The organism is Aeromicrobium yanjiei (genome assembly GCF_009649075.1).
In the GTDB taxonomy this organism is placed as follows: Bacteria; Actinomycetota; Actinomycetes; order Propionibacteriales; family Nocardioidaceae; genus Aeromicrobium; species Aeromicrobium yanjiei.
Window position 1 is genome coordinate 1,693,247 of record NZ_CP045737.1, and the last position, 25,140, is coordinate 1,718,386.

The window sequence follows — 25,140 nt, forward strand, 5'->3', positions numbered from 1 at the left end:
TGGCGGGCTACCGTGCCGACCATGAGGAGGCTGGCCGGCCCGTTGCTGTCCGCACTGGTCGTCACCGCCGTCATCGCGACGGCCCCCGGACCGGCAGCGTCGGCAGGCGTCGCCGACGTTGTCGCAGGTGCCGACGTCATCACCACGGAGACGCAGCTGCGAGCGGCGTGGGCCGACCCCCGCCGCACGAAGCTCGAGATCGGCGCGAACATCGTCCTGCGCGACTGCGAGGCCGGTGACCCGATCCGCGAGACCGCGTACCCGGTGCTCGTCGAGGGGAACGACCACTCGATCCGGCAGACCTGCTTCGAGCAGCGGCTGCTGCGTCAGGACAGCACGGGTTACATCCTGCTGCGGGGTCTCACCCTCAGCCGAGGCGGCTCCGACGGTCCTGGAGCAGCCGTCACGACCCGGGGCGAGATCAGGGTCGAGAGCAGCGTGATCCGGCAGAACCTCGCCGAGGAGCCCGGCGGTGGGATCTTCTCGATGCGCGGTGCCACGATCGTCGACTCGGTGATGACGGGCAACCTCGCCAACGACGACGGCGGGGCCGTCTACGCCAGGCGAGGAGGGGTCAGGGTCTACGACTCGACCCTCAGCAACAACCTGGTGGACGGCTCGGGAGGCGCGATCGGCTCCACCGGCGACGTCGTCGTGGTGCGGTCGCACGTCGACGGCAACACCACCGACGGTGACGGCGGGGCGATCTACACCGACGAGGACGGCGACGTGACGGTCGTCGACTCCACCGTCGACGGCAGCGACGCCGACGGACCCGGCGGGGCGATCTTCACCCTCGACGGGGACGTGGCGATCTACGGCTCCACCCTCATCGGCAACCGCGCCGACGACCGGGGCGGGGCGATCTCGGGCGAGGCCGACGTGCTGCTGGTGAACACCACCCTGGCGCGGAACTTCGCGAGCGCCCACGTGGGAGGAGCGGTCTGGAGCCGGGGCGACATGACCCTGGTGGGCTCGACGGTGGCGGACAACTACGCGGAGGGCCAGGGCGGTGGCGTGCTCGCAGCGGGACGCCTCTCCGTGGTCAGCTCGACCGTGTCGTCCAACTCGGCCAGCTCGGCTGCGAACCTTGCCTCCGGGCACGGCCTGGTGATGTTCGGGAGCATCATCGGTCCAGCCGGCACGCGCGGCGGCATGGTGCCGACGACCCGGAACTGCGTGAGCGGCGAAACGACGGGCTCGACCTACAACGTCGTCACCGACCAGAGCTGCAAGCTGGACGATCCCACGAACGTGGTCGGTGTCGGTGACCTCCAGATCGACGGCCTGGAGCTGGACCCGGACAGCCGGATGCTCGTGCCGCGACCGGGCAGCCCGGTGCTCGACGTGATCCCGGAGGCGGACTGCCACCCGGTCATCGCTGCCCCCGAGGCACCCGACTTCCTGTTGAGCCAGCACGTCGACTGGCGTGCGGCAGCCTCGATGGACGGAGCAGGGCGCGTACGGCCGCAGGGCACGGCCTGCGACGTGGGCGCCGCTGAGCCCGGGTCCGATCGATGAGGGGCCGGACGGGGTTGGTCCTGCTGCTCGGCGTCGTCCTGGCCGGGGGAGCGCCCCACCTCGATGCCGATCCCATGGCGGGCACCGCCGTCGTGCGCGGCGACGCCGGTGCGAGCCAGCAGGTGTCGCTGGCAGAGGCGGGCCGGGCGACGACCCGAAGCACGCCGACGTCGCGCAGGAAGGCACGTCGGACCCGCCAGATCCTGAGGCTGGAGGCAGCAGTGCGGGCCACGAACCCCGCGATCGCGTCCAGGGACCGCGCCGCCCGCAACCTCGCAACCTGGCTGCGCTGCGTGAGCAGCGTCGGCATCGATGAGGCCGGCGAACCGGCCCGCGGATCGGGCTTCGCCCTCGACGCGCGCGACGGGACGGGGGAGAGCAACCGGCGTGCCCTGACCGTCCACCGCGGAGCGGGACGACCGATGTGGACCTTGCTGACGTTCAGGCGGACCGGGTCCTGTCGCAGCGCCCCGACCCGAACGGGTGGAACCGCAGATGCGGCCCGCCGGGTCACCAGCCCGCCGAGCGCGAAGGTCCGGACGCTCACCACCCGGCAGGCCACGCGGCGGGTGGCCGCGCTGCGTCGCGCGGTCGACCGGCTCGAGCAGCGTGTCCGCCGCGACGAGACGGCGTTCGACCGGTGGGACGAGTGGGAGTCGTGCCTGGAGTGGCTGCCCACCACCCAGCGCGGTGACGCGGCGCAAGACATGGGATTCCGCTACGAGACCCCCACGCAACGGGGCCATCTCCCCGCGATCGGCATCGACCACTCGAGCTGGGACGACCCCGACTACCAGCTGCTCGCCTTCAAGGGCGCCGCGCTCCCGTTCACGAGGGGAGCCGCAGGCTGCGACCGCGACCCGGGGGAGTCGGCCGACCGTGTCGCGGTGGCCGGGTCGACCGCCGCTGCCAAGAAGAAGGGATCGAGGCTCGACCGACGCATCGCCAACCTCAAGGAGGACCTGCAGGACGTCCGCGAGGACGTCGCGGACCTGCAGAGCCCGATCGAGGACTTCCAGCAGTTCGACGAGTGCATGTACACCGTGGGGGTGTCCGAGACGGGGGTGGGCCGGGGCACCTCGGGCTACGTCTTCACCGGGACGGATGGCAGGAGGTGGTTGCGCTCGGCACTGTCGTTCGACCTGGACGGGTTCGACCTGCCGCAGCACGACGTCCTTGCCTTCCCGGGCGAGGAGCCACCGCAGATCGAGTGCAACGAGGATGCCGGCGGGGTCGACACCGACGAGTGAACCCAGGGGACATGGTCCCCGCGCACCGGGTCGCTGTCCCCTTCGGGGCGAGCGCAGGCACGCATACGTTCGAGGTCCTGCTCACCTCACAGGGGGATCAACGATGCCTGTTGCGCTCGGCGGCGACATGGGGCTGGATGCGGTCATCCTTGACGTCAAGCTCTCAGTTCCAGGACGTCGTCCCGGTCTCGTGACCCGTGCGGCGCTGACGGACGCGAGGTGGGACGCCGAGGCAGCCACTGTCGGCGTCACCGCGCCGGCAGGCTACGGGAAGTCCACGCTGTTGATCGAGCGGGCCCACGTCGAGGGTCGGAAGGTCGGGTGGATCTCGCTCGATGCGATCGACGACCATCCGAGCACGCTGCTCTTCTTGCTCGCGTCGGCATTCGAGCGAGCGGTTCCGGCGCACAGTGGTCTCGCCGCCGCCATCAGCGGCGTGGGCGCCGCAGCGCTGAGGTCGGGCACCCTGCGTCTCGCGGCGGCCTTCCAACAGGCGTCGGCACCGTTCGTCCTCCTGATCGATGACCTGCACGAGCTCAGGTCGCCCGAATGCCACGACGTCCTGGGCGTCGTGCTGGCCGCAATTCCCATGGGCTGCCAAGTGGTGACGGCCAGCCGGCACGAACAACCGCACCTTGCTGGTCTGCGCGTGGCAGGAGGCGTGGTCGAGCTCGCAGCCCGGGATCTCACCCTCGACGCGGCTGCGGCAGAGCGGATCTTCGCCACGGCCGGCATCTCGATCGATCTCCGCCGGGCACATGAGGTCGTCGAACGGACCGAGGGCTGGCCGGCAGGGCTTCAGCTGGCGGCTCTCGTTGCGCGTGAGGAGGAGGACGGGGCGCCGAGCGTGATCGGGACGGACCGCTACGTCTCCGACTACTTGGAGCGCGAGGTCTTCCGGCGGCTCGAGCCGGCCGAGCAACGATTCCTGCGCCGCACCGCCGTTCTCGACGAGTTGCACGGCCCGCTGTGCGGTGCCGTCCTGGGGGAGCCGGAGGCCCAGGACCGCCTGCGAGACCTTGAGGCGTCGAGCGCGTTCCTCGTGCCGCTGGACCGGCGAAGGGAGCGGTACCGCTGCCACACCCTCTTCCGTGAGTTCCTCCTCGGTGAGCTTCATCGGCACGAGCCGGAGCTGATCGAGGAGCTGCACCTGCGGGCTGCGGACTGGTTCGAGTCCCACGACGCACCGGCGGCGGCCGTGGAACACCTCCTGGGCACTCACGAGCAGCGCAGGTGCACCGAGCTGGTCGCCGAGCTCGTGCAGTCCGAGTACGGGAGTGGACACGCATCGACAGTCCAACGGTGGATGAAGACGCTCGGCCACCCCGCTATCGAGGCGTACCCGCCACTGGCGGTCCTGGCGGGGTGGGTCGCTGCGTGGGAGGGCGGGACCGTCGAGGCCCTGCGGTGGGCGGCGGTGGCGGACGACGCCTTCCATTCCCTGGCGACGACCGACCGGAGGGCGTCCTTCGCAGCCTCCCGATCGGTGCTGCGGGCCATGATGTGTTCCGAGGGTCACGAACAGATGGTGGCCGACGCAGAGCTCGCCTCAGGCGACGAGGAGTGGAGCGTGTGGCGCCCATCTGCCCTCTGCGTCCTCGCGGAGGCCCGCCTGCTCGCCGGCGAGCCAGCTCGTGCCGAGATGCTGTTCGAGGACGCGACCCGGGTCGGGCTCGCGATGGGCGACTCGGTCCCGGTCGCCCTCAGCGAGTCGGGCCTGGCCCTCATCTCGATGGATGACGGTCGGTGGGACGAGGCATCCGAGCACGTTGAGCTCGCGCTGAGCACGATCGAACAGCACCACCTGGATGACTGTGCGATCAGTCTGATGCCGCGCGCGGTCGCGGCTCGACTGGCCGTGCACCAGGCGGACCTGACCCAGGCCGACCTCCAGATCGCGCGCGCCATGAGGGCCAGGTCGGCGTCCACGTTCGTGTTCCCGTGCCTCGCCGCGAGGGGCCGGCTCCAGCTCGCCCGAGCGTGCTGGACCCGCGGTGACTACGAGGGCGCCAGGGTCCTTCTGCGGGAGATCGACGATGTTCTCCGACGCCGTCCGGGGCTGGGAACGCTGGTCGGTGAGATCGCCGCGTTCCGTGAGATGACGACGTCCGCAACCCCCGGCACCGCGCCCCGTGGGGTGGCTCTGACCCCGGCGGAGCTGCGCGTCCTTCCCTATCTCCAAACTCACCTGCGGATCGCCGACATCGCTCAACGCCTCCACGTGTCTCGTAACACCGTCGCCTCCGAGGTCTCAGCGGTGTACCGCAAGCTCGGCGTCACCTCGCGCGGCGAGGCAGTCAGTCAGGCAACGCTGCTGGGTCTGCTGGGAGGGTGAGCCCGGCCCCGGCCGGGCTCACCCCTGCCATCAGTGGTGGAAACTGGTTCCCTCCTCGGCCGTCAGGGACTCCTTGGGTCCGTGCTTGTCGAGTACCGCCAGCGACCGGCGGTAGTCATCGAGCAGAAGCGAGGCCATGTCCCGGCTGAAGTCGTGACGCACCAGGATGCGCTGGATGGCCAGGTCCTCCCGATCGGGGGGCAACGTGTACGCGGGAACCTGCCAGCCGCGAGTGCGGAGCCGATCGGCCAGGTCGAACAGGTTGAATCCGTGGTCGATGCCCTCCTTGAGCTTCCAGGTGAGTCCCGGGATGCCGCCGCGGCCGTCGTAGATCATCTCGAACGGACCCATCTGGGCGATCTCGTCGGCGAGGTACCGTGCTGTCTCATAGCCCGCCTGGTGCACCTTGCGGTACCCCTCGCGGCCCAGGCGCAGGAAGTTGTAGTACTGCGCCACGATCTGCCCCCCGGGGCGTGAGAAGTTCAGCGCGAACACGGCCATGTCACCGCCGAGGTAGTTGACATGGAAGACCAAGTCGTCCGGCAGTTCCTCGGCATCTCGCCACACGACCCACCCCACGCCCAGTGGTGCCAGGCCGAACTTGTGCCCCGAGGCATTGATCGACTTGACGCGCGGCAGCCGGAAGTCCCAGATCAGGTCCGGCTCGACGAACGGGGCGATGAATCCGCCACTTGCCCCGTCGACGTGCATCGGGACGTCGAGTCCGGTGTCCTCCTGGAGCTTGTCCAGCGCCGCTGCGACGTCTGCCACGGGCTCGTACTGGCAGGTGAACGTGACACCCAGCGTCGGGACGACGCCGATCGTGTTCTCGTCGACGCGCTTGAGCACTTCCTCGGGGTTCATGAGCAGACGATCTCCCTCCATGGGGATCTCGCGGTGCTCGATGTCCCAGTAGCGGGTGAACTTGTGCCAGCAGATCTGGACCGGGCCGGTGACCAGGTTGGGCCTGTCGGTGGACTTGCCCTCGGCACGTCGGCGCTCGCGCCACTTCCACAACAGGGCCATCCCGCCGAGCATCGCCGCCTCGCTCGACCCCGTGGTGGAGGTGCCCATCGTGTCTGCTGATTCCGGGCTGTTCCAGAGGTCGGCAAGCATGTGCACGCAGCGGGCCTCGAGCTCGGCGGTCTGGGGATATTCGTCTTTGTCGATCATGTTCTTGTCGACCGACAACGCCATCAGCTCGTCGATCTCGGGCTCGACCCACGTCTGGCAGAACGTCGCGAGGTTCTGGCGCGAGTTCCCGTCAAGCATGAGCTCGTCGTGCACGACCTGGTACACATGCCGCGCCACGTGCTCGTCCGTGGGGAACCGGTACTTGGGCATCGGGACCGAGAGGTCGGTCGACGCGAAGACGTCGTCCTCGATGGCCCCGCGGATCGTGTTCTTGTTGTGCAGCATAGGTTTTGCTCCTCGAGTCAGCGCATCGGTGCGCGATGGGGTGGTGCAGGTGGCAGGTGGTTCTCGTTCGCTAGGAGGTCGGGATGGTGTCGTCCGTCTTGAGCTCGCCGAGCACGTCTCGCAGCGAGCCGGCCTTCTCCGGGCAGTAGGTCGCAATCACGGCCACGTCATAGGCGACGATGCTGGGGTCGAGCCTCACTCGGCGAAGGTTGAGGGAGTTGTTGCCGAACTGGGACAAGGACAACTCATGCTGGAGCTCGTTCACGTTCTCGCAGCTCACCCCGCCGTCGGTGCCGTAGAGAGCAGTGGCGGTTTCCTGGTCGACAGGGGGGAGCTCGAGGCGGGCGAGGTTGGCGTTGAGCTCGTCGGCGAGCCGCTGGGCCCGGGCGCTGCCGGGGTCGCTCGCCGTCCCCGACGGCGTGCACGCTGAGAGCCCGGCAGCCAGTGCCGCCGCGAGAATCGCCGTGCGCAGCCAGGTGAGACGGGTGGGAGTAGATCGCGTGACGGTCATCGGACTCACGCCTCCTGTGCGGGGTCGTCGGAATGGGTGTGATCCGGGGAGGGGTCGATCTTCCACTCCGGTCTGCGCAGCTTGTACAGGACGAATGGCCAGATGCCGAGCAGGATGATGCCGGCCACCAGGATCAGGATGTACACGCCCTGGGGAGTCGAGTCCGCGTTCCCGGACGGTTCGACGAAGCCGAGGAAGAAGGCGGCGAGGCTGCCGAGGAAGCCGACCCACCCGACCACCGGCATCGCCGGTGTACGGAAACCGCGAGGTACGTCGGGGTGGGTGCGCCGCAGCTTCATGGCGGCCAAGAACATGACCATGTACATCAGCAGGTACAGCTGCACGGCCATCGCGGTCAGGATCCAGAAGACCGACTGCACGGAAGGCAGGATCGCGAACAGCACAGCCATCACGGTCACGATCAGGCCCTGGACCATCATGATCGGGACCTGCATTCCCCGGCTGTTGGTGCCCTGCAGTCGGGGCGGGAGATAGCCCTCCTTGCCGACCAAGAGGAGTCCACGGCTCGGGCCGGGGATCCAGTTGACCACGGAGGCGAGGATCCCGATGACGATCAACAGGGCCATCACCGTGGTTGCCCAGGGGATCCCGAGATGACCGAAGAAGACGTCGAACGCCTGGAGCACGCCCTGGGTCAGGTTGACGCTGGATCCCGGCACCGCCACGGAGATGGCGAGCGTGGGCAGGATGAACACGAACAGGATGAGGACGACCGACAGGACGATCGCCTTCGGGAACTCTGAGCTGGGCTTGCGCATCTCCGTCACGTGCACGGCGTTCATCTCCATGCCGGCGTACGAGAGGAAGTTGCTGACGATGAGCACGATGCTGGCGAGGCCCGTGAACTTGGGGAACCAGTTCGCGTCATCGATCGACTGCAGGTGCGAGGTGCCGCCGTCCTGCCAGAAGATGACCGCGAAGATGATGAGCGCCGCGGCGGGCACGATCGTCCCGGCCAGGAATCCCCAGGTGCTGACCTTCGCGAAGGTGTCGACCCCGCGGGTCGCGATCAGGGTCGAGAACCAGTACACGACGAGGATGACCAGGCCCGTGAAGAGGCCAGAGTTGGCGAGCTTCGGGTCGAACACGTAGGCGAGTGCGGAGGCGAAGAACGCCAGCTGCGCCGGATACCACGCAACGTTCTGCATCCACTGCTGCCAGATGGCAAAGAATCCGAGCCTGTCGCCGAAGGCCTCCTTGACCCAGACGAACACGCCGCCCTTCCAACCGCTGGCCAGCTCTGCTGCCACGAGGGCGACCGGCACCATGAACAAGATGGCAGGCAGGACGTACAGGAAGATCGATGCCCAGCCATACGCGGCCATCGCGGGAAGCCCGCGCACGCTCGCCACCGCAGTGGCGATGAGGATCGCCATCGAGGTCCAGCTGATGAACGTGCGGCCGGGTACAGATCTGCCGGAGGCAGGTGGATGTGCGTCTTTGTGCGTGGCCATCTCGGTACCTTCCGCTGGGGGTCCTTGTCCGACGACGCTATGGGCGTCGCGGGTTGGCCCTCATCACCCAGAACGTGTGATCCCTCCGGCCTGGCGTTGACCCACGCGGTGAAAAGGACCGACGGATCACGAAGCAGGGGGACCTTCGGCCCCGCCCGGGGAGCCGTTGTTCCTGGCCGTCGTACGTGTCAGAGGATGCGACGTCACTGAAGGACGTTCACCGCCCGGGCGACGACGAGGCCGGTGATGATGAGTGAGATCAGCGCCTGGATCGACATGATGGCCTTGGCCCACGGCACGAGCGGCATGACATCGGTCGGGCTGAACGCCGTGGCGTTGGTCAGGCCGAGGTAGAGGTAGTCGACGAAGCGCGGGCGCCACCCCTCGGGACTCACCCCGGGGTTGAGCTGCTGCGGAAACGCCAGGTCTGGGTAGCGCGGCATCCGCTCGGCGCGAGCTGCGGAGCCCCCGCAGTCGAGCTCGAAGTAGAGAACCGCGCACGCGATGACGGTGCCGAGCCAGACGCACGAGCCCGCCTGCAGCAGCTCCACCGCCGAATCGGTCTCGTGACCGTCCCTGCAGATGTCATCGACGAGCTGGATCGTCGACCAGATCGCTCCCAAGGACAGCACGACGCTCAGCGCGACGGATGCGATACGGAGCAGCGTGGTCCGTCTCGAGATCTGCCCCGGGTCGCCGGCGAGCAGTGCTGCGAGCAGCAGCCCGCACACAGTGGGCAGCACCCATGGCCGAGACAGCCTCAGGGTGTCCGGGAGCAGGGCCTTATCACCATGGCAACCACCACCGCCACCGCCATGGGCCACCGTGTCTCGCCGTAGGCGTCCCCCGCGTGCCGAGCGTCCGGCTTGCGTCGCGTAGCCATCTCGGCACCTTCCGCTCGAACCTCCTCGGTGACGCTATGCGTCCCGCGGGCGGCGGTCGTCACCCACAGCAGGTGATCCTCGGCCCACGGGGTCCGGCCTCGGGCGGGGACAGACGGGGTCGTGACAGCTGTGCGTCTTCGGCAGTGGGCGCAGGTCGAGGAGCAGACCGTGCGGAGCTTCGACGCGCTCGCCGCGGCGTACGCGCCCGGCGCGGCGGACGCGGTCGAGCCGGACCCCGACCTGATGGATCTCGGAGACCTGGGCGAGGCCGTCCTGACGCGCCGGGCGCTCCGCTCCTTGGCGCGGGCCACGCAGACCGCATTGATCATCCTCGCGGACGCCGCCTCCGGGCCGGATGACGACGCCGAGGACGCCTCGGCCGCCCGAGCGGTTCTGCCGTGGCGCTCGGGGTCCAACGGCCCTACCTTGCGGCCCAGCGGCCAAGAAGAGTGCACGTGTAGCAACCCGTCGGGGGAGTCCCCGGTCGGTCCGACGGAGCAGAAGCCGGAGACCTCCATGAACCTCACTCCACGCGAGATCGACAAGACCTACGCCGCGACCTACGACGGGACCGTTGCCACGATCGAACCGGCCGAGACGCTGCCCGTGACGCAGCTGTTCTTCCTCGCGTGAGACGGCCATGGACGCCTCAGACCTGCGGCAGCTGCTCGCGAGCCTGCAATTCTCGGACTCGGCCTTCCCGAGCGGCTTCTACACGATGTCGCACGGACTCGAGGGCTACAGCCAGGCCGGGCTGGTCGACCGCGGTGACGTGCGCGACCTGCTGGAGGACCTGCTCGTCCACGCGGTCGGTCCCGGGGACGCGACGGCTCTGGCCGTCGCGCACCGGGCCGCGAGGGCCACTGACTGGGACGGGGTGCAGGAGGCTGATCAACGCCTCTTCGCGTCCAAGCTCACGGCCGAGATGCGCCGGGCCTCGGTGCGCAGTGGTCATCAGCTCATCGACATGGCCGGCGAGGTCGTCGGCGGCGACGGCATCGCGGAGTACGCCGGCCGGGTGACCGCCCGGGCGACACCGGGATGCCAGCCGGTCGCGACGGCCGTCGTCTACGCGTCCACCGGGCTCACCACCCGGTCGGCGGTCGCGTCGGACCTGTTCGCGTACGCGGTCAGCTTCGTGGGCGCCGCCCTGCGGCTCCGGCTCACGGACCAGCGGCACGCCCAGGTCGTGCTGTATGACATCGCCCCGGTGATCGAGCGCGTCGCCCTCGACGCGGTCGAGCGTGACCTGCAGGACCTCGGCGGATGCGCTCCCGTCGCCGACATCATGTCGGCCCGTCACGAACGAGCCGACGCGCGGCTGTTCGCCAGCTGAGCTGCACCGCATGTCGACCACGACCACGGAAGAGGACTCATGAACGACAACGCACTGAGGATCGCATCGGCGGTCCCGTCGGCTCGGGGAAGACCGCTTTCACGGAGGCGCTCGTCCCGATCCTGATCGCAGCCGGGCGCACGCCGGACTACGTGCCGTCAGCCAAGCGCACCTAGTCTCCCCCCGGGCGCGGTGCGTACGCCACCGTTTCCCCCTCGCGCGGTACGTACGCCACCGATTGGGGCCGGATACGCCCTCGTACGGTGGAGGAACCACCACCCCGTGGGGCCGCGCCGAGAGCCCCGCCGAGCGCGCCGCCGAGCGCGACCAGCCACAAGGGCCGTATGTCCATGCACCGACGCTAGCCGCGCCCGGACAGGGCGTCCGGGGTCAAAGCGCCCACCGCGTCGGCCCCCGAGGGGCGCTGTGGGCCCATGGTCCCTCGGCATGGGGACGCTGTCCCGTGGTCGTCCGGAGGGACGAGAAATACGTTCAGTGTTCGAGTCGACCGGGGGATAGCCCATGAAGGTAGTAGTGCTCGGCGGAGACGGATTCTGCGGCTGGCCCAGCGCCGTCCACCTCTCACGCGCAGGCCATGACGTGACGATCGTCGACAATCTCGTGCGCCGTCGCATGGACGACGAGCTCGGGGTCCAGTCGTTCACCCCGATCGCGACGCCGCTGACCGTGCACGGCACCGGTGGGCAGACCCGTGCGTTCATCAACTTCCAGGACACGGTCCGCGCATCATGAACCAGCTGGTCCAGTCGTACTGGAACGACACGCGGCGCGGCGCGGCACGGGACGCGTGATGGCTCGCTCGTGGGTGCCGAAGGGAGCCCTGGCGCTGCTCGGCGTGACGGTGCTCCTCGTCGCGGTCTTCGCAATCGCCAACCCGTCGTGGTTCGACAGCGACGACAACGCCACCGCACAGACCTTCACCATCCCGGTGCCGATCGAATCCCGCCTGGAGATGCCCGCGCTCGCGCTCCGCGGGCGAACCGAGGTCGCGAAGTCGAGCACGGTGAAGGACGGCGAGGTGAAGGTGCAGGTGCGGACGACCGGCAGTCCCGACCAGCGGCGGTGCGACCTGACGACCGAGCTCGGTCCCCTGGTCGTGCTGGAGGCGCGCACGCGGATCAAGGGGGAGCTGAATGAACGGACGCACACCGTGCGTGACGCGGTCGCCGTGCTCGACCACCACGTGACGGTGGTGCTGCCGGCCGCGGCGAGGAGCAAGGCATGGTTCGAGATGGCCGCGCGGTTGTCAGCGTTCCTCACCCATCGCGGGCACGAGTTCTCGTACACCAAGGAGCTGCCGGAGGCCACCGGCGACCAGGTGACGCCCGAGGCGCTCGGTGCCGACACGTCCGACGAGCTGGTGGTCACCCGGGACCGGGACGTCGGCGGCTGCAACGTGCGTCAGACGCCATATGACGTCCAGCTGCTGCCGCAGCCCGCGCTCACGATCGGCACAGACGGCGTCGGCTTCACGGCGGTGCCCCGTGCTTCGCGGCTGGTCCCGACCCTCGAGGAGTTCGAAGGCTGACGACCGCAGCCCACCTACCGGTGGGACGTCGTCACGTCGGCCCGCGCAGCGAGGTCCCCGCCCCTGTCGGAGCGGGGACCTCGGCGACGGGTGCGTCAGCTGGCCAGTCCTCCCTGGGTGGCCGACACCGTGGAGTGTGACTTCGTGGCGCGGAGCAGGGCAGGGTCGTACGTCCCCGACGGCGTCACGATGGTGCCCGACTCGCCCGCGAGGATCTGGACGGTGTGGTCCAGCGCCCCGATGGCCGCCGCACCGCCGGTCAGCTCAACGAAGCGGCACACCGCCTCGACCTTGGGACCCATCGAGCCGGCGGGCAGGTCGAGGGCCCGGAGACCCGCCGGTGTCGCGCGCAGGATCGGCTCCTCGGTGGGCTGGCCGAAGTCCTTCATGACCTGAGGGACGTCGGTCGCCACGATCAGGAAGTCGGCGTCCAGCGCCTCGGCCAGCACCGAGCTGGTGAGGTCCTTGTCGACGACCGCCTCGACGCCCCGCAGGCGTCCCTCCTCGTCGCGGATGACCGGCACGCCGCCGCCTCCGGCGCACACCACGACGGCATCGCTTTGCAGCAGCTTCCGGATGAGGCGGGTCTCCACGACCCGCTGCGGACGCGGCGAGCCGACGACCCGGCGCCAGCCGCTGGAGCCGTCCGGCTTGACGACCCACCCGCGCTCCGCGGCCACGGCCTTGGCCTGCTCCTCCGTGTACATCTCGCCCACGAACTTCGTGGGGTTGTCGAAGGCGGGGTCCCCGGCCTCGACAAGCGTCTGGTTGATCACCGCGGCGACCTGCCGGCCGGGGAGCTCGTTCTGCATCGCCTGCAGCAGCCAGTAGCCGATCATGCCCTGGGTCTGTGCGCCCAGGACGTCGAACGGGTACGGCGACGTGAGGTTGGGGTCGGAGGCGGACTGCAGCGCGAGGACGCCGACCTGAGGCCCGTTGCCGTGCGTCACGATCAGCTCGTGCTGGGCACTCAACGGAGCGAGCGCGGCGACGGCGCGCCGCACGTTCTCCTCCTGGATCTCCGCATCCGGCTTCTGTCCGCGCTGCAGCAGCGCATTGCCGCCCAAGGCCACCATGATCCGCATGTCAGCTGCCCAACGTCGCGACGAGGATGGCCTTGATCGTGTGCATCCGGTTCTCGGCCTGGTCGAACACGATCGAGGCGGGGGACTCGAAGACCTCGTCGGTGACCTCCAGCGCCTCCATGCCGGTCTTCTGGTACAGGTCCTCGCCGACCTTCGTGTGCCGGTCGTGGAAGGCCGGCAGGCAGTGCATGAACTTCACGTTCGGGTTGCCCGTGGCACTCATCGCCGCGGAGTTGACCTGGTAGTCCTTGAGCTGCTGGATGCGCGACTCCCACGCCTCGACGGGCTCACCCATCGACACCCAGACGTCGGTGTACAGGAAGTCGGCGCCGGCCACGCCTTCCTTGACGTCCGCGGTGTGCAGGATGCGGGCGCCGGTCTGGTCCGCGATGGCCTTGGCCTGGTCGATGATCTCGGAGTCGTTCCACAGCTCTTCGGGCCCCACGATGCGTACGTCCATCCCCATCATCGCCCCGCTCACCAGCAGCGAGTTCGCCATGTTGTTGCGCGCGTCGCCCAGGTAGGCAAAGGCGATCTCGCCGTCGTGCTTGGGGGAGTTCTCGCGCATCGTCAGCATGTCGCACAGCATCTGCGTGGGGTGCCAGTCGTCGGTCAGTCCGTTCCACACCGGCACGCCCGCGTACCTGGCCAGGACCTCCACGTTCTCCTGTGCCGCGCCCCGGTACTCGATGCCGTCGAACATGCGGCCCAGCACCCGCGCCGTGTCGGCCATCGACTCCTTGTGCCCGATCTGAGAGCCCTGGGGGTCCAGGTAGGTCACCTGGGCGCCCTGGTCGTACGCCGCGACCTCGAACGAGCACCGGGTGCGCGTGGACGTCTTCTCGAAGATCAGCGCGATGTTCTTGCCGGTCAGACGCGGCTGCTCCGCACCGGTGTACTTGGCCAGCTTGAGCTCGGCCGCGAGGTCGATCAGGAACTTCCACTCCTTGGGGGTGAAGTCCAGCTCCTTGAGGAAGCTGCGGTTACGCAGGTTGAACGCCATGGTCAGATACCTTCTCGCTCGATGGGGCACGACATGCAGCGCGGGCCGCCGCGACCACGTCCGAGCTCATTGCCCTGGATCGTGATGACCTCGACGCCGTTCTTGCGCAGGTACGTGTTGGTCGTGACGTTGCGCTCGTACGCGACCACGACGCCGGGGGAGAGGGCCAGCACGTTGCACCCGTCGTCCCACTGCTCACGCTCGGCCGCGTGCACGTCCTGCGTCGCGGTGAGTACCCGGATCGAGTCCAGTCCGAGGGCCGAGGCGATCGCGTCGTGCATCTCCTCCGGCGCGTGGCTCGTGACCTTGAGGCCGGACTCGCTGTCGTCGGGCTCGACGGTGTACGAGGGCAGCATCCCCATGCCGACGTACTTGGTGAACGTGTGGTCGTCGACCATCGTCATCACGGTGTCGAGGTGCATGAACGCACGCTGCTGGGGCATCGAGATCGCCACGACCTTGGTCGCGCTGCCCGCCTCGAACAGCCGGCGCGCGAGCCGCTCGACGCCCTGGGGCGTGGTGCGCTCGCTCATGCCGATGAGGACCACGCCGCGACCCAGCACGAGGATGTCGCCGCCCTCGGTGGTCGCGTCCCCCGCTGTCCCGTCGGCCCACTCGGCGTACTGCGCATCGGCGAACGTGGGGTGCCACTGGTAGATCGCCTCGTAGTGGATCGTCTCCCTCGCTCGGGCACGCTTGCGCATCGTGTTGATCGACACGCCGTCGTAGACCCAGGCCGAGGTGTCGCGGGTGAACAGGTGGTTGGGCAGGGGCGGCAGCAGGAGATCGTCCAGCTCGAGCGCCTGCACCACCAGGGACGACGGCTCCTGCGTGTGCTCCAGCAGCTCACGCTTGGTCATGCCGCCGATGAGGTGCGTCGCGAGGGTCGCGTCGTCGAGGCCGTCGAACACCGGGAGCAGGGCACTGACCGCGAGCGGACCGTAGACCCGCTCGTCGAGCGTCCGCTCCAGCACGAACTTGCGTGCGTCCGGCAGGGCCAGCGTCTCCTCGAGCAGCTGGCCGAGCAGGTGCACCTTGACACCTGCGTCGCGCAGCGTGTCGGCGAACGCGTCGTGCTCCTGCTTGGCGTGCTTGACCCACAGCACGTCGTCGAACAGGTACTCGTCGTGATTGCTCGGGGTGAGCCTCTTGAGCTCCAGGTTGGGGCGGTGCAGGATGACCTGCCGCAGCGTGCCCACTTCAGAATCGACGTGCAGGTTCATGTTGATATCCCGTCTCGTTTGCCCGCCAGCCTCGCGGGCGCACACGGACGAGGCGAGGGCCGAAGGTCCTGCGCGGGAGGGAGCAAAGCCTCATCCTCCGTGCGTGTCGCGCTGCTTGCCTGATCTGCATCCGATCATCCGTACGGAGAGGACCTCACCATGGCCGCGACGCACAAGGGCAAGGGCGAATCGGGCACGTCGGACGGAGGCGGGCAGGGGGACGGCGAGACGGGCGGCAAGACCCTGCGCTTCCCCAGCGCGTTCACGGTGCTGTTCGCCGTCACGGTCGCGGTGTGGCTCCTGGCGTTCGTGATTCCCACCGGGAGCTACCAGACCAATCAGGACACGGGCCGCCCGATCCCGGGCAGCTATGAGCGCACCGAGGCGGGCCTGTCGTTCCTCGACCGCCTGATGCAGCTGTTCCTGGCGCCGGTGAACGGCCTCTACGGCATCCTCAACTCGGACGGGTTCATCGGTCCCAACGAGACCGGTGAGCTGTACGGCGCGGCGGGCGTGTTCTTCTTCGTCGTCGCGATCGGCATCTTCATCACGATGTCGATGAGCACGGGCGCGATCGACAACGGCGTGGCGCGCATCGCCCAGCGCATGAGCACGCGGGGATCCCTCCTGATCGCCGTGCTCATGGTGCTGTTCTCGATCGGCGGCACCGCGGAGGGCATGGCGGAGGAGACGCTGGGCTTCTACGCCCTGGTGGTTCCGCTGATCCTCGCCCTCGGCTACGACCGGCTGGTCGCGGCATCCATCATCCTGGTGGGCGCCGGCATCGGCGTGCTGGCGTCGACGGTGAATCCCTTCGCGACGGGTGTCGCCTCGGACGCCGCCGACATCTCGATCGGCGACGGCATCGTCCTGCGGTTCATCATGTACATCGTGCTGGTCCCGATCGGGATCTGGTACGTCCTGCGCTATGCGCGCAAGGTCAAGGCCGACCCGGCCGCCTCACGGGTCGGGGTGGCTGACGAGGATGAGGAGCTGCGCTCCCAAGGCCTGCGCGAGGTCGGAGCCCTGCCGACGCGCGAGAAGATCGTGCTGACCGTCGTGGGACTCACCTTCGTGTTCATGATCTTCTCGATCGTGCCCTGGGCGCAGATCATCAACGGTCCCAACGCCGAGAGCTACGGATGGCAGCTCGACTGGTACTTCCCCGAGCTCGCGGCCCTGTTCATCGTGATGTCGATCGTGGTCGGCCTGATCGGCGGCATGGGCGAGAAGGGGATGACGGACACCCTCGTGAGAGGAGCCGGCGACTTCATCGGCGTCGGGCTGATCATCGTGCTGGCACGCGGCGTGACGGTCATCATGAACAACTCGGAGATCACCGACACGATCCTGCACTCGATGGAGAACATCGTGAACAACACTTCGTCGGGTGTGTTCGGGGCGCTCATGCTGCTGATCAACCTGCCGCTGGCCTTTCTCGTCCCGTCGTCGTCGGGACACGCCGCCCTCGCGATGCCGATCCTCGCCCCGCTGGCGGACTTCGCCAACGTCGACCGCGCGGTGGTCGTCACGGCGTACCAGTCGGCGTCGGGCCTGATCAACCTCATCACGCCCACCTCCGCGGTGGTCATGGGCGGTCTCGCGCTGGCCAAGGTCCGCTACGACCACTACCTGCGATTCGTCCTGCCGCTGGTCGGGATCCTGCTCGTGCTCAGCCTGGCGTTCGTGGTGATCGGCTCGGTGTGGTGAGCGATCGGCGTGGTGCCAGGGCGCTCAGGCCACCGTGCGGCGGCGCGCCTCGTGCACGACCCGGTCGTCCAGCAGCCGTCTGGCGATCTGCTCGCACAGCACGACCGGGTCGTCCGTGCTGCTCGCGGATCGCAGGACGAGCCGATCGGCTTGGTAGACCAGCCGCATGACCTGACCGGGCACGAGGATCCCCTCGAACTCGGATATCAGACGGCCGGCGAGGTCGGCGATCTTCAGGCGGTGGGTCACAGCGTCCATCACAGCTCCCTGGTTGGGGTTGGACAGTCCATTTTCCGCCCCGGTGCGTGCGCCGCGTAGTGACCAACGGCCCTGCGCGCCGGGGGGATCCCCCCGCAGGACCATCGCCTCTGGGTCGGGACGGGGGCCCGGGCTGGACTTGCGGGCATGGCCCCAGGTGCAGCAGGCGACGTGCAGACCTACCACGACCTCACCGCTCACGAGGCGTTGCTGCTCCTGGAGAGTGATCACCGCACGGGGCTCGACCGGGACGAGGCGCGGAGCCGGCTCGAGCGGTTCGGACCCAACAGCCTCCCGCAGGCGAAGGGCGAAGGGGCGGTACGCCGGTTCCTGCGCCAGCTCAACAGCCCGTTGGTGATTGTGCTGATCGTGGCAGGCATCGTCACGCTGCTGCTGGACGAGGTGGTGGACTCCTCGGTGATCTTCGGCGTCGTGGTCATCAACGCGATCCTGGGCTTCGTGCAGGAGTCGAAGGCCGAGTCGGCGCTGGAGGCGCTGCGATCGATGGTCCACACGACCGCGACGGTCGTGCGCAGTGGCGCGCAGCAGAGAATCCCGTCGGAGGAGCTCGTCCCGGGTGACCTCGTGCTGATCGAGGCGGGGGACCGGGTGCCGGCCGATGTGCGTCTCATCAGCGAGAGCCACCTGAAGGTCGACGAGTCGGCGCTCACGGGGGAGTCCCTGCCGGTCGAGAAGGGGCACGTCCTCCTGCCGACCGAGACCGCGGTCGCCGACCGGGTCAACATGGCCTTCTCCGGCACGTTGGTCACCAGCGGGTCGGGGTCCGGCATCGTGGTCGGGACCGGCGGGGAGACCGAGCTCGGCGAGATCCACCGCCTGGTGGGCAGCACCGAGACGATGGCCACCCCGCTGACCCGCAAGCTCGCGAAGTTCAGTACCCAGCTGACCGTCGTCATCCTGGCCCTGGCAGTGATCGCCTTCATCGCCGGCGTCGCCCAGGGTGAGTCGGCGACGGACATGTTCGTGGCCGTCGTGGCCCTCGCGGTGGGTGCCATCCCCGAGGGTCTCCCGGCCGCGGTGGCGATCACCCTGGCGATCGGGGTGTCGCGGATGGCGCGGCGGCGCGCCGTGATCCGCCGGCTCCCGGTGGTGGAGACCCTGGGCAGCGCGACCGTGATCTGCTCGGACAAGACCGGGACGCTGACCGAGAACCGGATGACGGTCCAGAGCGTCTGGACGGTCGACGGGGAAGTCGCCGTCGCGGGAGACCGGGCGAGCCAGCCCGGCTCGGTCGGTGGTGCGGTCCACTGGTGCCTCCTGGTCGGCGCCAACTGCAATGACGCGTGGATGGCCGAGGACGGGACGCCGTCGGGCGATCCCACCGAGACCGCGATGCTGACGGTCGCGCAGCACCACGGCATCGAGCCGCGCGGTCTCGAGCGGGTCGGGTCGCTGCCGTTCAGCTCGGAGCGGCAGTACATGGCCACGACCCACGTGGACCCGCAGACCGGCGACCGGCTGCTGATGGTCAAGGGCGCCGTGGAGCGGGTCCTCCACGTCAGCACACACCAGATGGCCGCCGACGGGACCACCGAGCCCCTCGACGAGGGCGCCGTGATGGCTGCGGCCGAGGGATACGCGCAGCAGGGCATGAGGGTGCTTGCCACGGCGTTCCAGCGCAACCCCGAGGACGACGCCCTCGACGGGCTCGTGCGCGGCGAGGTCCACGGCCTGGTCTTCACCGGGCTGGAGGCGATGATCGACCCGCCACGGGCGACCGCCGCCGACGCCGTGCGGTCGTGCCACGAGGCCGGCCTGTCGGTCAAGATGATCACCGGTGACCACGCGACGACGGCCGCGGCGATCGCCCGCCACATCGGGATCCTGCGGGAGGACGGCGACGGCAGCGTCCTCACCGGCGGTGAGATCGAACGCATCGACGAGAGCGGTCTGCCGGAGGCGGTCGAGCGGGCCTCGGTGTTCGCACGGGTCACCCCCGAGCAGAAGCTGAGGCTCGTGAAGGCCCTGCAGTCACGCGACCACGTCGTCGCGATGACGGGGGACGGGGTCAACGACGCGCCGGCGCTCAAGCAGGCCGACATCGGCATCGCGATGGGAGTCGTCGGCACCGAGGCGGCCAAGGACGCCGCGGACATGGTGCTCACCGACGACGACTTCGCGACGATCGAGGCTGCGGTCGAGGAGGGGCGCGGCGTGTTCGACAACCTCACCAAGTTCATCGTCTGGACCTTGCCGACGAACCTCGGTGAGGGGCTGGTGATCCTCGTGGCGATCCTGCTCGCCACCGACCTGCCGATCCTGCCCACCCAGATCCTGTGGATCAACATGACGACCGCGGTGCTCCTCGGACTGACCCTGGCGTGGGAGCCCAAGGAGCCCGGCATCATGGCGCGTCCACCGCGGGACCCGCACGCGCCGATCTTCGGACGTCCCGAGGCGGTCCGGACCGTGCTCGTCTCCCTGTTGCTCCTCGCGGGCTCGTGGTGGGTCTACCGCTCCGAGCGCGACGCAGGGGCGTCGATCGACGCGAGCCGGACGGCCGCGGTCAACGTCTTCGTCATGGTCGAGGCCTTCTATCTGTTCAGCTGCCGCTCGCTTCGACGTCCCGGCTGGACCGCGGGCCTGTTCGCGAACCCCTACCTGGTGGCTGGCGTCGCGCTGCAGGCCGTGGGCCAGCTCGGCCTGACGTACGTCCCGGCGATGAACACGCTGTTCCAGACCGCTCCGATCGGGTGGGACAGCTGGCTGCGGATCCTCGCGGTGGCCGTGGTCGTCTCCGCGGTCGTGGCGGTCCACAAGCATCTCGAGATCGGCCGCGCCGCACGGGAGACCGGCACGAGCACGGCCCGTCACGCACGAACGACGTCCCGTCGATCCTGACGGGACGTCGTTCGCGGCGGTGTGGTCAGACCGTGTAGTCCGGAGGCACCACTGCCACGGGCCGTCGCCCGGCGCGGGCCAGCGCGCGGGCCACGGGCGCCCGCCACCCGCGCAGGGCGCCCGAGTGCGGACGGCCGGCGACCACCAGGGCGCCGTCGCCCGCGACGGCCAGGGTCTCGTCCGCAGGATCCTTGCCCTCGATCAGCTCGGACGTGACGTTCAGGTCCGGATAGGTCTCCGACCAGCCCGCCAGCACCTCGGCCAGGTGCACCCGTGACATCTCGATGTCCTTGGCCGCCTCCCGGTGGCGCATCACGTGCAGGACGCGCAGGTCGACCGAGATCTTGTCGGCCAGCTCGAACGCGAACTGCACGGGGCCGGACGCCGACGTCTGGGTGTCGACCGCGACGATGATCTGCTCGACCTCGAAGCTGTCGACCCCGGGCGGGACCACGATGACCGGGCTGTGGGCGTGCAGGACGAGGAAGTTGGTGACCGCCTCACCTGTGAGCCGGTCCAGCCACCCGACGTCGTCGGTGCCGACGACGACCGACTTCGCGCCGTCGCTCTCGGATCCGAGCACCGCGGGAGGGAAGCCGGCGACCAGCTCGTACGCGATGTCGGGCTGCGGCTCGTCGGCCTCGAGGTGCTTCTCGGCGTCCGTCAACGTCTTGCGCGCAGCCGTGACGATGCTGTCCGGCAGGTCGCCCACCGAGAGGGGCGAGAACGCGTACGGATACGGGATCTGGCACGCGTGGACGACACGCAGGCGGGTCTCGTAGAGCCTGGCGAGCTCGCGGGCGAAGTCCAGCACCCCCGGTTGCTGGTCGCGGACACCGACCACGACGGGGCGCTCATTGGCTGGCAGGTTCATCGGGCCTACTCGCCTCGCTCGATCGTGACCTTCTGCGCCTGGTCGTCAGCGGTCTTGACGGGCACACGGACCTCCAGGATCCCGTTCGTGTACGTCGCCTTCACCTCTGACGCCACGGTGCCTGTCGGTACGCGGACCTTGCGGGTGAACGATCCGTAGCGGTGCTCCTGGAGGTTCTTCTCCTTCTTCTCCTCGTGCCGCTCGCCGTGGATCGTCAAGATGTCGCCCTCGACGGTCACGCTCACGTCCTTGTCCGGGTCGACGCCCGGCAGCTCGGCCCGCACGACGTACTGACCGTCCTCCACGAAGTCCTCGATCGGGACTGCGGGAGACACGCCCACGCGGCGGACCTCACCGTCGAGCCAGTCCATCAGGTCCGTGAAGGGTCCTTGTGGACGTCGAACGATGCTGGGGGTCATGGCAGGTCCTCACTCTGGCAGGGGAGGGGCGCGTGCGCGTCCCGCGTTCACGCTCGCACTCGTCCGCCCCGCAGGCAGCGGCCGGACGTCCCAGCGACCAGGGACTGCGGACCCTGTTGAGGGACGTCGACGGACGCGGGTCGACGGAGGCGACGCACGGCCGCCCCACGTGCTCCGAGGGAGGGGCGCGTAGGGCGGTCGAGGAGATCGAGAGCACCGTTGGATGGGCCGGTGGTGCTGTCTTCTCGGGTTCCACTGTGAAGGTGCGAGGCGAGCCGCTCAAGGGACCAATGTCATCGGTGATCGTGCCGCGGCCCAACTCCTGCGAGCAGGTTCAGGGGGGACGTTAGGCCCTATGCCCCAGAGCACGCCCGGGATGGTCTGGAGCCTGCAGGAACGGGGCGGCGGCAACTCCCACCGACTCGTGATCGCGGCCCAGATGCCAGATAGTGGCGCAGGTGTCACAGTCAATGAGCGAACTACGTCACACGCCACGCGGTTCGGAGGGGGAGCGGTCATGATTCGTGTGTTCTTGCTGGACGATCACGAGGTGGTACGGGCGGGCGTCAAGGAGCTGCTGGAGCGAGACGGTGACATCGTGGTCGTCGGCGAGGCAGGCACGGCTGCAGCGGCGCTGTCGCGGATCCCGGCCGTGAAGCCTGACGTCGCAGTCCTCGACGGCCGCCTGCCGGACGGGAGCGGGATCGAGGTCTGCCGGCAGATCAGGTCGCGGCAGGCCGAGATCGGCGCGATCATCCTCACGTCGTACGACGACGACGACGCGCTGTTCTCGGCCATCGTCGCGGGCGCCGCAGGCTACGTGCTCAAGCAGATCAGGGGGCAGGAGCTCGTCGATGCGGTGCGCCACGTCGCGGGGGGCGGCTCCCTCCTGGATCCGCTCGCGACGGCGAAGGTCATGGAGCGGCTCCGCGTCGGCAGTCCGGAGGAGCCGGACGAGTTCAAGCGGCTGACCCCGCAGGAACGCCGCATCCTGGTGCTGGTCGCCGAGGGGCTGACCAATCGACAGATCGGCGAGCGTCTCAAGCTCGCGGAGAAGACCGTGAAGAACTACATGTCCAACGTGCTGGCCAAGCTCGGGTTCGAGCGGCGCACCCAGGCAGCAGTCTTCGCCAGCCGGTTGCTCGAGGAGCCCGAGTCCGGGTCGGGCGAGGCGAAGAAGGTCGAGGCGGCCCAGAACGGCACGGGGGAGTGGCACGCAGGATGGCGGCATGACTGAGCGGTTCGGGCGTCCGGGGACGTTCGCACGGCCACCCGACCCGGGCCGTCAGCCGGTCATCACCGTGGTGGTGCTGGGTGATGAGTTCTCCGGCGCGATGGCGTACGCGCTCGACTGTGCACTGTTCATGCCTGCGAGTGTCCGGGCCGTCCGGGTACGTCCGCGGTCGCGGCTCGAGCGGCCGTGCCCGATCCCGGTCGACGACCTGAGCGGGGTCCCGTCCGCTTCCCTGGCCAAGGTCAGCGCGTGCTCGGACCGCATGGTCGTCCAGAGCGGGGGGCGGGACGTCGATCCCACCCTCCTCGACCTCCGCCGGCAGACCTCCAGCCCGGTGGTGGAGGTCGACGGCAACGGGGTGGTCATGCGGGTCTCGGACCCGCGCGGGTGGTCGATGCCGGCCGTGGGACGACATGCCGGCTGACCGGTCCCGCGACGTCAGATGGGCACTGCCCAGGCCACCTGGGTGCCTCCGCCGGGAGCCTCCTGCAGTGCGAACGTCCCGCCCAGGGCCTCCGCACGGCGGCGGAGGTTGGCCAGGCCGCTCAGCTCGTTGCCCCGGCCCGGACCGATCCCGTCGTCCGTGACCTCGACGCTGACCTCATGGGGCGTGACCGTCACGGCGATGTCGACCCTGGTGGCCTCGGCATGACGGACGACGTTCATGAGCGACTCGGTAACGACCGCGGCCACGTCGTCCCTGCGCGTGCCCGACACGACGGTGTCCACGGGCCCGGCGAGGACCACATGGGTCGTGCCCGGGGACTGGCCGGTCACCCGGTCGATGATCTGCAGGATCCGGGTGCGGAGATTGACCGCACCCGGCCCCTCGTCATGGCGCAGCGCGAAGATGCTCTGCCGGATCTGCGCGATGGCGCCGTCGATCTCGTCGACCTGGCGGGAGATGCGCTCGGCGGCGTCGCCGCCGAGCATCGCGCCGACTCCCTCGAGATTGAGACCGGTCGCGAACAGGCGCTGGATCACGTGGTCGTGGAGGTCGCGGGCGATCCGGTTGCGGTCCTCGAGGACGGCCACCCGGCGCTGGCTCCGCAGCAGCTCGCGGCGCTGCAGGGACACGTTGATGTGCGTCGCGAACGACTTGCCCATCTCCAGGTCGCGTCCGCCGAAGGCACCCCCACCGACCTCACGGCACACCACGAGCACACCGGGCGGCTGGTCGTGCCGGGTGAAGGGCACGATCATCGACGGCCCGGACAGCGCAGGGATGGCCAGTCCGCCCAGCCCCGCACGACTCACGCCGTCGGCGAGGACCGACTCACCCCGGAAGATCGCCTCGGTCAGCACCATCTCGTTCAACGGGAACGAGAGCTCGCTCAGGTCGCCGGCGTCATCGCCGGACGCGCGTTCGACGACGGCGTGCCCCTCGCTCGTGACCAGCGCGACGAACGCCAGATCGGCCCCGGCCAGCGTGCGCACCTCGTCGACGATGTGGCCGATCTGGTCCTCGTCGTCGTGCTCCACGAGCCTGCGGGCCATGTCGGCAAGGGCCGACGACCAGGTCGCGCGGTAGGTCGAGGCGTCGAACAGCCGCGCGTTCTGGATCGCGATCCCGGCGGTGGCGGCGAGCGCCTCGGCCAGCTCCTCGTCAGCTGCGGTGAACGTCTCCGTCCGGCTGTCCGCGATGTAGAGGGTCCCGTAGAGCGCGTCGTGCACCTTGATCGGCACGCCGAGGAAGCTGCGCATCAGCGGGTGGTGCGGCGGGAACCCCACCGACCGCTCGTCGGCGTCGACCAACGAGAGCCGGACCGGGCGCGGATCGTCGATCATGGCTCCGAGCAGACCCCTGCCCTGCGGGACGCGGCCGATCATGTCGACCACCTCCTGCTCCATCCCGGCGTGGATCAGCTCCTTGATCCGCCGTTCATCGCCGAGGATCCCGATCGCCGCGTAGCGGGCGTCGAGCAGCTCCTTGCCGACCTCCACGATTCGCTGGAGGATCTCGGCCATGTCCAGGCTGCTGGTGAGCTCGTGGTTGATCCGCACGAGGTCCCGCAATCGGTCGTGCGAGTAGGCCGCGTCCGGAACCCGGGCCGGCACATGCATCGTTGTGTGGTCTCGTGACCGTCCTGCGCTCCCCGGCCTGGATGCGTCCATGACTGTCTCCCTCGATCGTGCTACGGCCTAACACGTTCAATAAGGCTACGCCCGAAATCCGTTGTCGGCTGGCATCG

At 69.1% G+C, this 25,140-nt stretch carries 22 protein-coding genes; 11 read left to right on the top strand and 11 right to left on the bottom strand.

The features are described from left to right. Positions 1-21 precede the first annotated feature (21 nt). The 3 genes from GEV26_RS08405 to GEV26_RS08415 all read left to right on the top strand — a co-directional run bounded on the left by GEV26_RS08405 (position 22) and on the right by GEV26_RS08415 (position 5,106). Complete coding sequence (locus tag GEV26_RS08405) at positions 22-1,521, top strand: hypothetical protein (protein ID WP_153652648.1); 1,500 nt, start codon at positions 22-24, stop codon at positions 1,519-1,521. Then, positions 1,518-2,771, top strand: coding sequence for a hypothetical protein (locus GEV26_RS08410; protein ID WP_153652649.1), 1,254 nt, complete (start codon positions 1,518-1,520; stop codon positions 2,769-2,771). The genes GEV26_RS08405 and GEV26_RS08410 overlap by 4 nt, the downstream gene beginning before the upstream one ends. 103 nt (positions 2,772-2,874) lie before the next feature. Next, positions 2,875-5,106, top strand: coding sequence for a helix-turn-helix transcriptional regulator (locus tag GEV26_RS08415; protein WP_153652650.1), 2,232 nt, complete (start codon positions 2,875-2,877; stop codon positions 5,104-5,106). A 30-nt stretch (positions 5,107-5,136) separates the two neighbouring features. Here the strand turns inward: GEV26_RS08415 and gad are convergent, their stop codons facing one another. From gad to GEV26_RS08435, 4 genes are all read right to left on the bottom strand, one after another. Beyond that, entirely contained in the window at positions 5,137-6,525 is a 1,389-nt protein-coding gene (gene gad, locus GEV26_RS08420) for a glutamate decarboxylase (protein ID WP_153652651.1), read from the bottom strand. Positions 6,526-6,595: 70 nt separating this feature from the next. After that, a complete protein-coding gene (locus GEV26_RS08425) occupies positions 6,596-7,036 on the bottom strand; it encodes a hypothetical protein (protein WP_153652652.1) in 441 nt (146 codons plus the stop codon). Between the two features lie 5 nt (positions 7,037-7,041). After that, entirely contained in the window at positions 7,042-8,511 is a 1,470-nt protein-coding gene (gadC, locus tag GEV26_RS08430; protein ID WP_153652653.1) for a glutamate/gamma-aminobutyrate antiporter GadC, read from the bottom strand. Between the two features lie 203 nt (positions 8,512-8,714). Next, the gene (locus tag GEV26_RS08435) at positions 8,715-9,254 is read right to left on the bottom strand and encodes a hypothetical protein (RefSeq protein ID WP_208431045.1); all 540 of its coding nucleotides are present in this window, start codon (positions 9,252-9,254) and stop codon (positions 8,715-8,717) included. Between the two features lie 261 nt (positions 9,255-9,515). On the opposite strand from GEV26_RS08435, the gene GEV26_RS08440 reads away from it, so the two are divergent. The 4 genes from GEV26_RS08440 (at position 9,516) to GEV26_RS08460 (ending at position 12,280) form a co-directional block, all read left to right on the top strand. Further along, complete coding sequence (locus GEV26_RS08440; protein ID WP_153652654.1) at positions 9,516-10,028, top strand: hypothetical protein; 513 nt, start codon at positions 9,516-9,518, stop codon at positions 10,026-10,028. Between the two features lie 7 nt (positions 10,029-10,035). Further along, the gene (locus tag GEV26_RS08445) at positions 10,036-10,731 is read left to right on the top strand and encodes an urease accessory protein UreF (protein ID WP_153652655.1); all 696 of its coding nucleotides are present in this window, start codon (positions 10,036-10,038) and stop codon (positions 10,729-10,731) included. 522 nt (positions 10,732-11,253) lie between these two features. Continuing rightward, on the top strand, positions 11,254-11,484 hold the full coding sequence (locus tag GEV26_RS08455; RefSeq protein ID WP_208431046.1) for a hypothetical protein: 231 nt from the start codon (positions 11,254-11,256) through the stop codon (positions 11,482-11,484). Between the two features lie 58 nt (positions 11,485-11,542). Next, positions 11,543-12,280 carry a hypothetical protein gene (locus tag GEV26_RS08460; protein ID WP_153652656.1) on the top strand — a complete coding sequence of 246 codons (738 nt, stop codon included), beginning with the start codon at positions 11,543-11,545 and terminating at the stop codon, positions 12,278-12,280. 95 nt (positions 12,281-12,375) lie between these two features. On the opposite strand, the gene arcC is transcribed toward GEV26_RS08460, so the two are convergent. Genes arcC through GEV26_RS08475 form a run of 3 tightly spaced genes read right to left on the bottom strand, consistent with a single transcriptional unit; the run spans position 12,376 to position 15,591 of the window. Continuing rightward, entirely contained in the window at positions 12,376-13,365 is a 990-nt protein-coding gene (gene arcC, locus GEV26_RS08465) for a carbamate kinase (protein WP_153652657.1), read from the bottom strand. A gap of 1 nt (position 13,366) precedes the next feature. Continuing rightward, the gene (gene argF, locus GEV26_RS08470) at positions 13,367-14,368 is read right to left on the bottom strand and encodes an ornithine carbamoyltransferase (protein WP_153652658.1); all 1,002 of its coding nucleotides are present in this window, start codon (positions 14,366-14,368) and stop codon (positions 13,367-13,369) included. Positions 14,369-14,370: 2 nt separating this feature from the next. Next, positions 14,371-15,591 (bottom strand): arginine deiminase, encoded by a 1,221-nt coding sequence (locus tag GEV26_RS08475; RefSeq protein ID WP_153652659.1) that lies wholly within the window; start codon positions 15,589-15,591, stop codon positions 14,371-14,373. 159 nt (positions 15,592-15,750) lie between these two features. Here GEV26_RS08475 and GEV26_RS08480 point away from each other — a divergent pair, with 159 nt between their 5' ends. Then, positions 15,751-17,301, top strand: coding sequence for a YfcC family protein (locus GEV26_RS08480; protein ID WP_153652660.1), 1,551 nt, complete (start codon positions 15,751-15,753; stop codon positions 17,299-17,301). 24 nt (positions 17,302-17,325) lie between these two features. On the opposite strand, the gene GEV26_RS08485 is transcribed toward GEV26_RS08480, so the two are convergent. Next, complete coding sequence (locus GEV26_RS08485) at positions 17,326-17,559, bottom strand: hypothetical protein (RefSeq protein WP_153652661.1); 234 nt, start codon at positions 17,557-17,559, stop codon at positions 17,326-17,328. Between the two features lie 147 nt (positions 17,560-17,706). Here GEV26_RS08485 and GEV26_RS08490 point away from each other — a divergent pair, with 147 nt between their 5' ends. Further along, positions 17,707-20,421 (top strand): cation-translocating P-type ATPase, encoded by a 2,715-nt coding sequence (locus GEV26_RS08490; protein WP_153652662.1) that lies wholly within the window; start codon positions 17,707-17,709, stop codon positions 20,419-20,421. 25 nt (positions 20,422-20,446) lie between these two features. Here the strand turns inward: GEV26_RS08490 and GEV26_RS08495 are convergent, their stop codons facing one another. Both GEV26_RS08495 and GEV26_RS08500 read right to left on the bottom strand, forming a co-directional pair. Beyond that, the gene (locus GEV26_RS08495) at positions 20,447-21,295 is read right to left on the bottom strand and encodes a universal stress protein (protein WP_153652663.1); all 849 of its coding nucleotides are present in this window, start codon (positions 21,293-21,295) and stop codon (positions 20,447-20,449) included. Positions 21,296-21,300: 5 nt separating this feature from the next. Continuing rightward, positions 21,301-21,714 carry an Hsp20/alpha crystallin family protein gene (locus GEV26_RS08500; protein WP_153652664.1) on the bottom strand — a complete coding sequence of 138 codons (414 nt, stop codon included), beginning with the start codon at positions 21,712-21,714 and terminating at the stop codon, positions 21,301-21,303. Positions 21,715-22,231: 517 nt separating this feature from the next. On the opposite strand from GEV26_RS08500, the gene GEV26_RS08505 reads away from it, so the two are divergent. Together GEV26_RS08505 and GEV26_RS08510 are read left to right on the top strand one after the other, a co-directional pair. Next, positions 22,232-22,951: a response regulator gene (locus GEV26_RS08505; RefSeq protein ID WP_153652665.1), complete on the top strand. Its 720-nt coding sequence runs from the start codon at positions 22,232-22,234 to the stop codon at positions 22,949-22,951. Next, positions 22,944-23,372 (top strand): hypothetical protein, encoded by a 429-nt coding sequence (locus tag GEV26_RS08510; protein ID WP_153652666.1) that lies wholly within the window; start codon positions 22,944-22,946, stop codon positions 23,370-23,372. Before GEV26_RS08505 ends, GEV26_RS08510 begins: the two co-directional genes overlap by 8 nt. Before the next feature lie 14 nt (positions 23,373-23,386). Here GEV26_RS08510 and GEV26_RS08515 read toward each other — a convergent pair whose 3' ends face one another. Then, positions 23,387-25,012, bottom strand: coding sequence for a GAF domain-containing sensor histidine kinase (locus GEV26_RS08515; protein WP_194840004.1), 1,626 nt, complete (start codon positions 25,010-25,012; stop codon positions 23,387-23,389). Between the last annotated feature and the right edge of the window lie 128 nt (positions 25,013-25,140).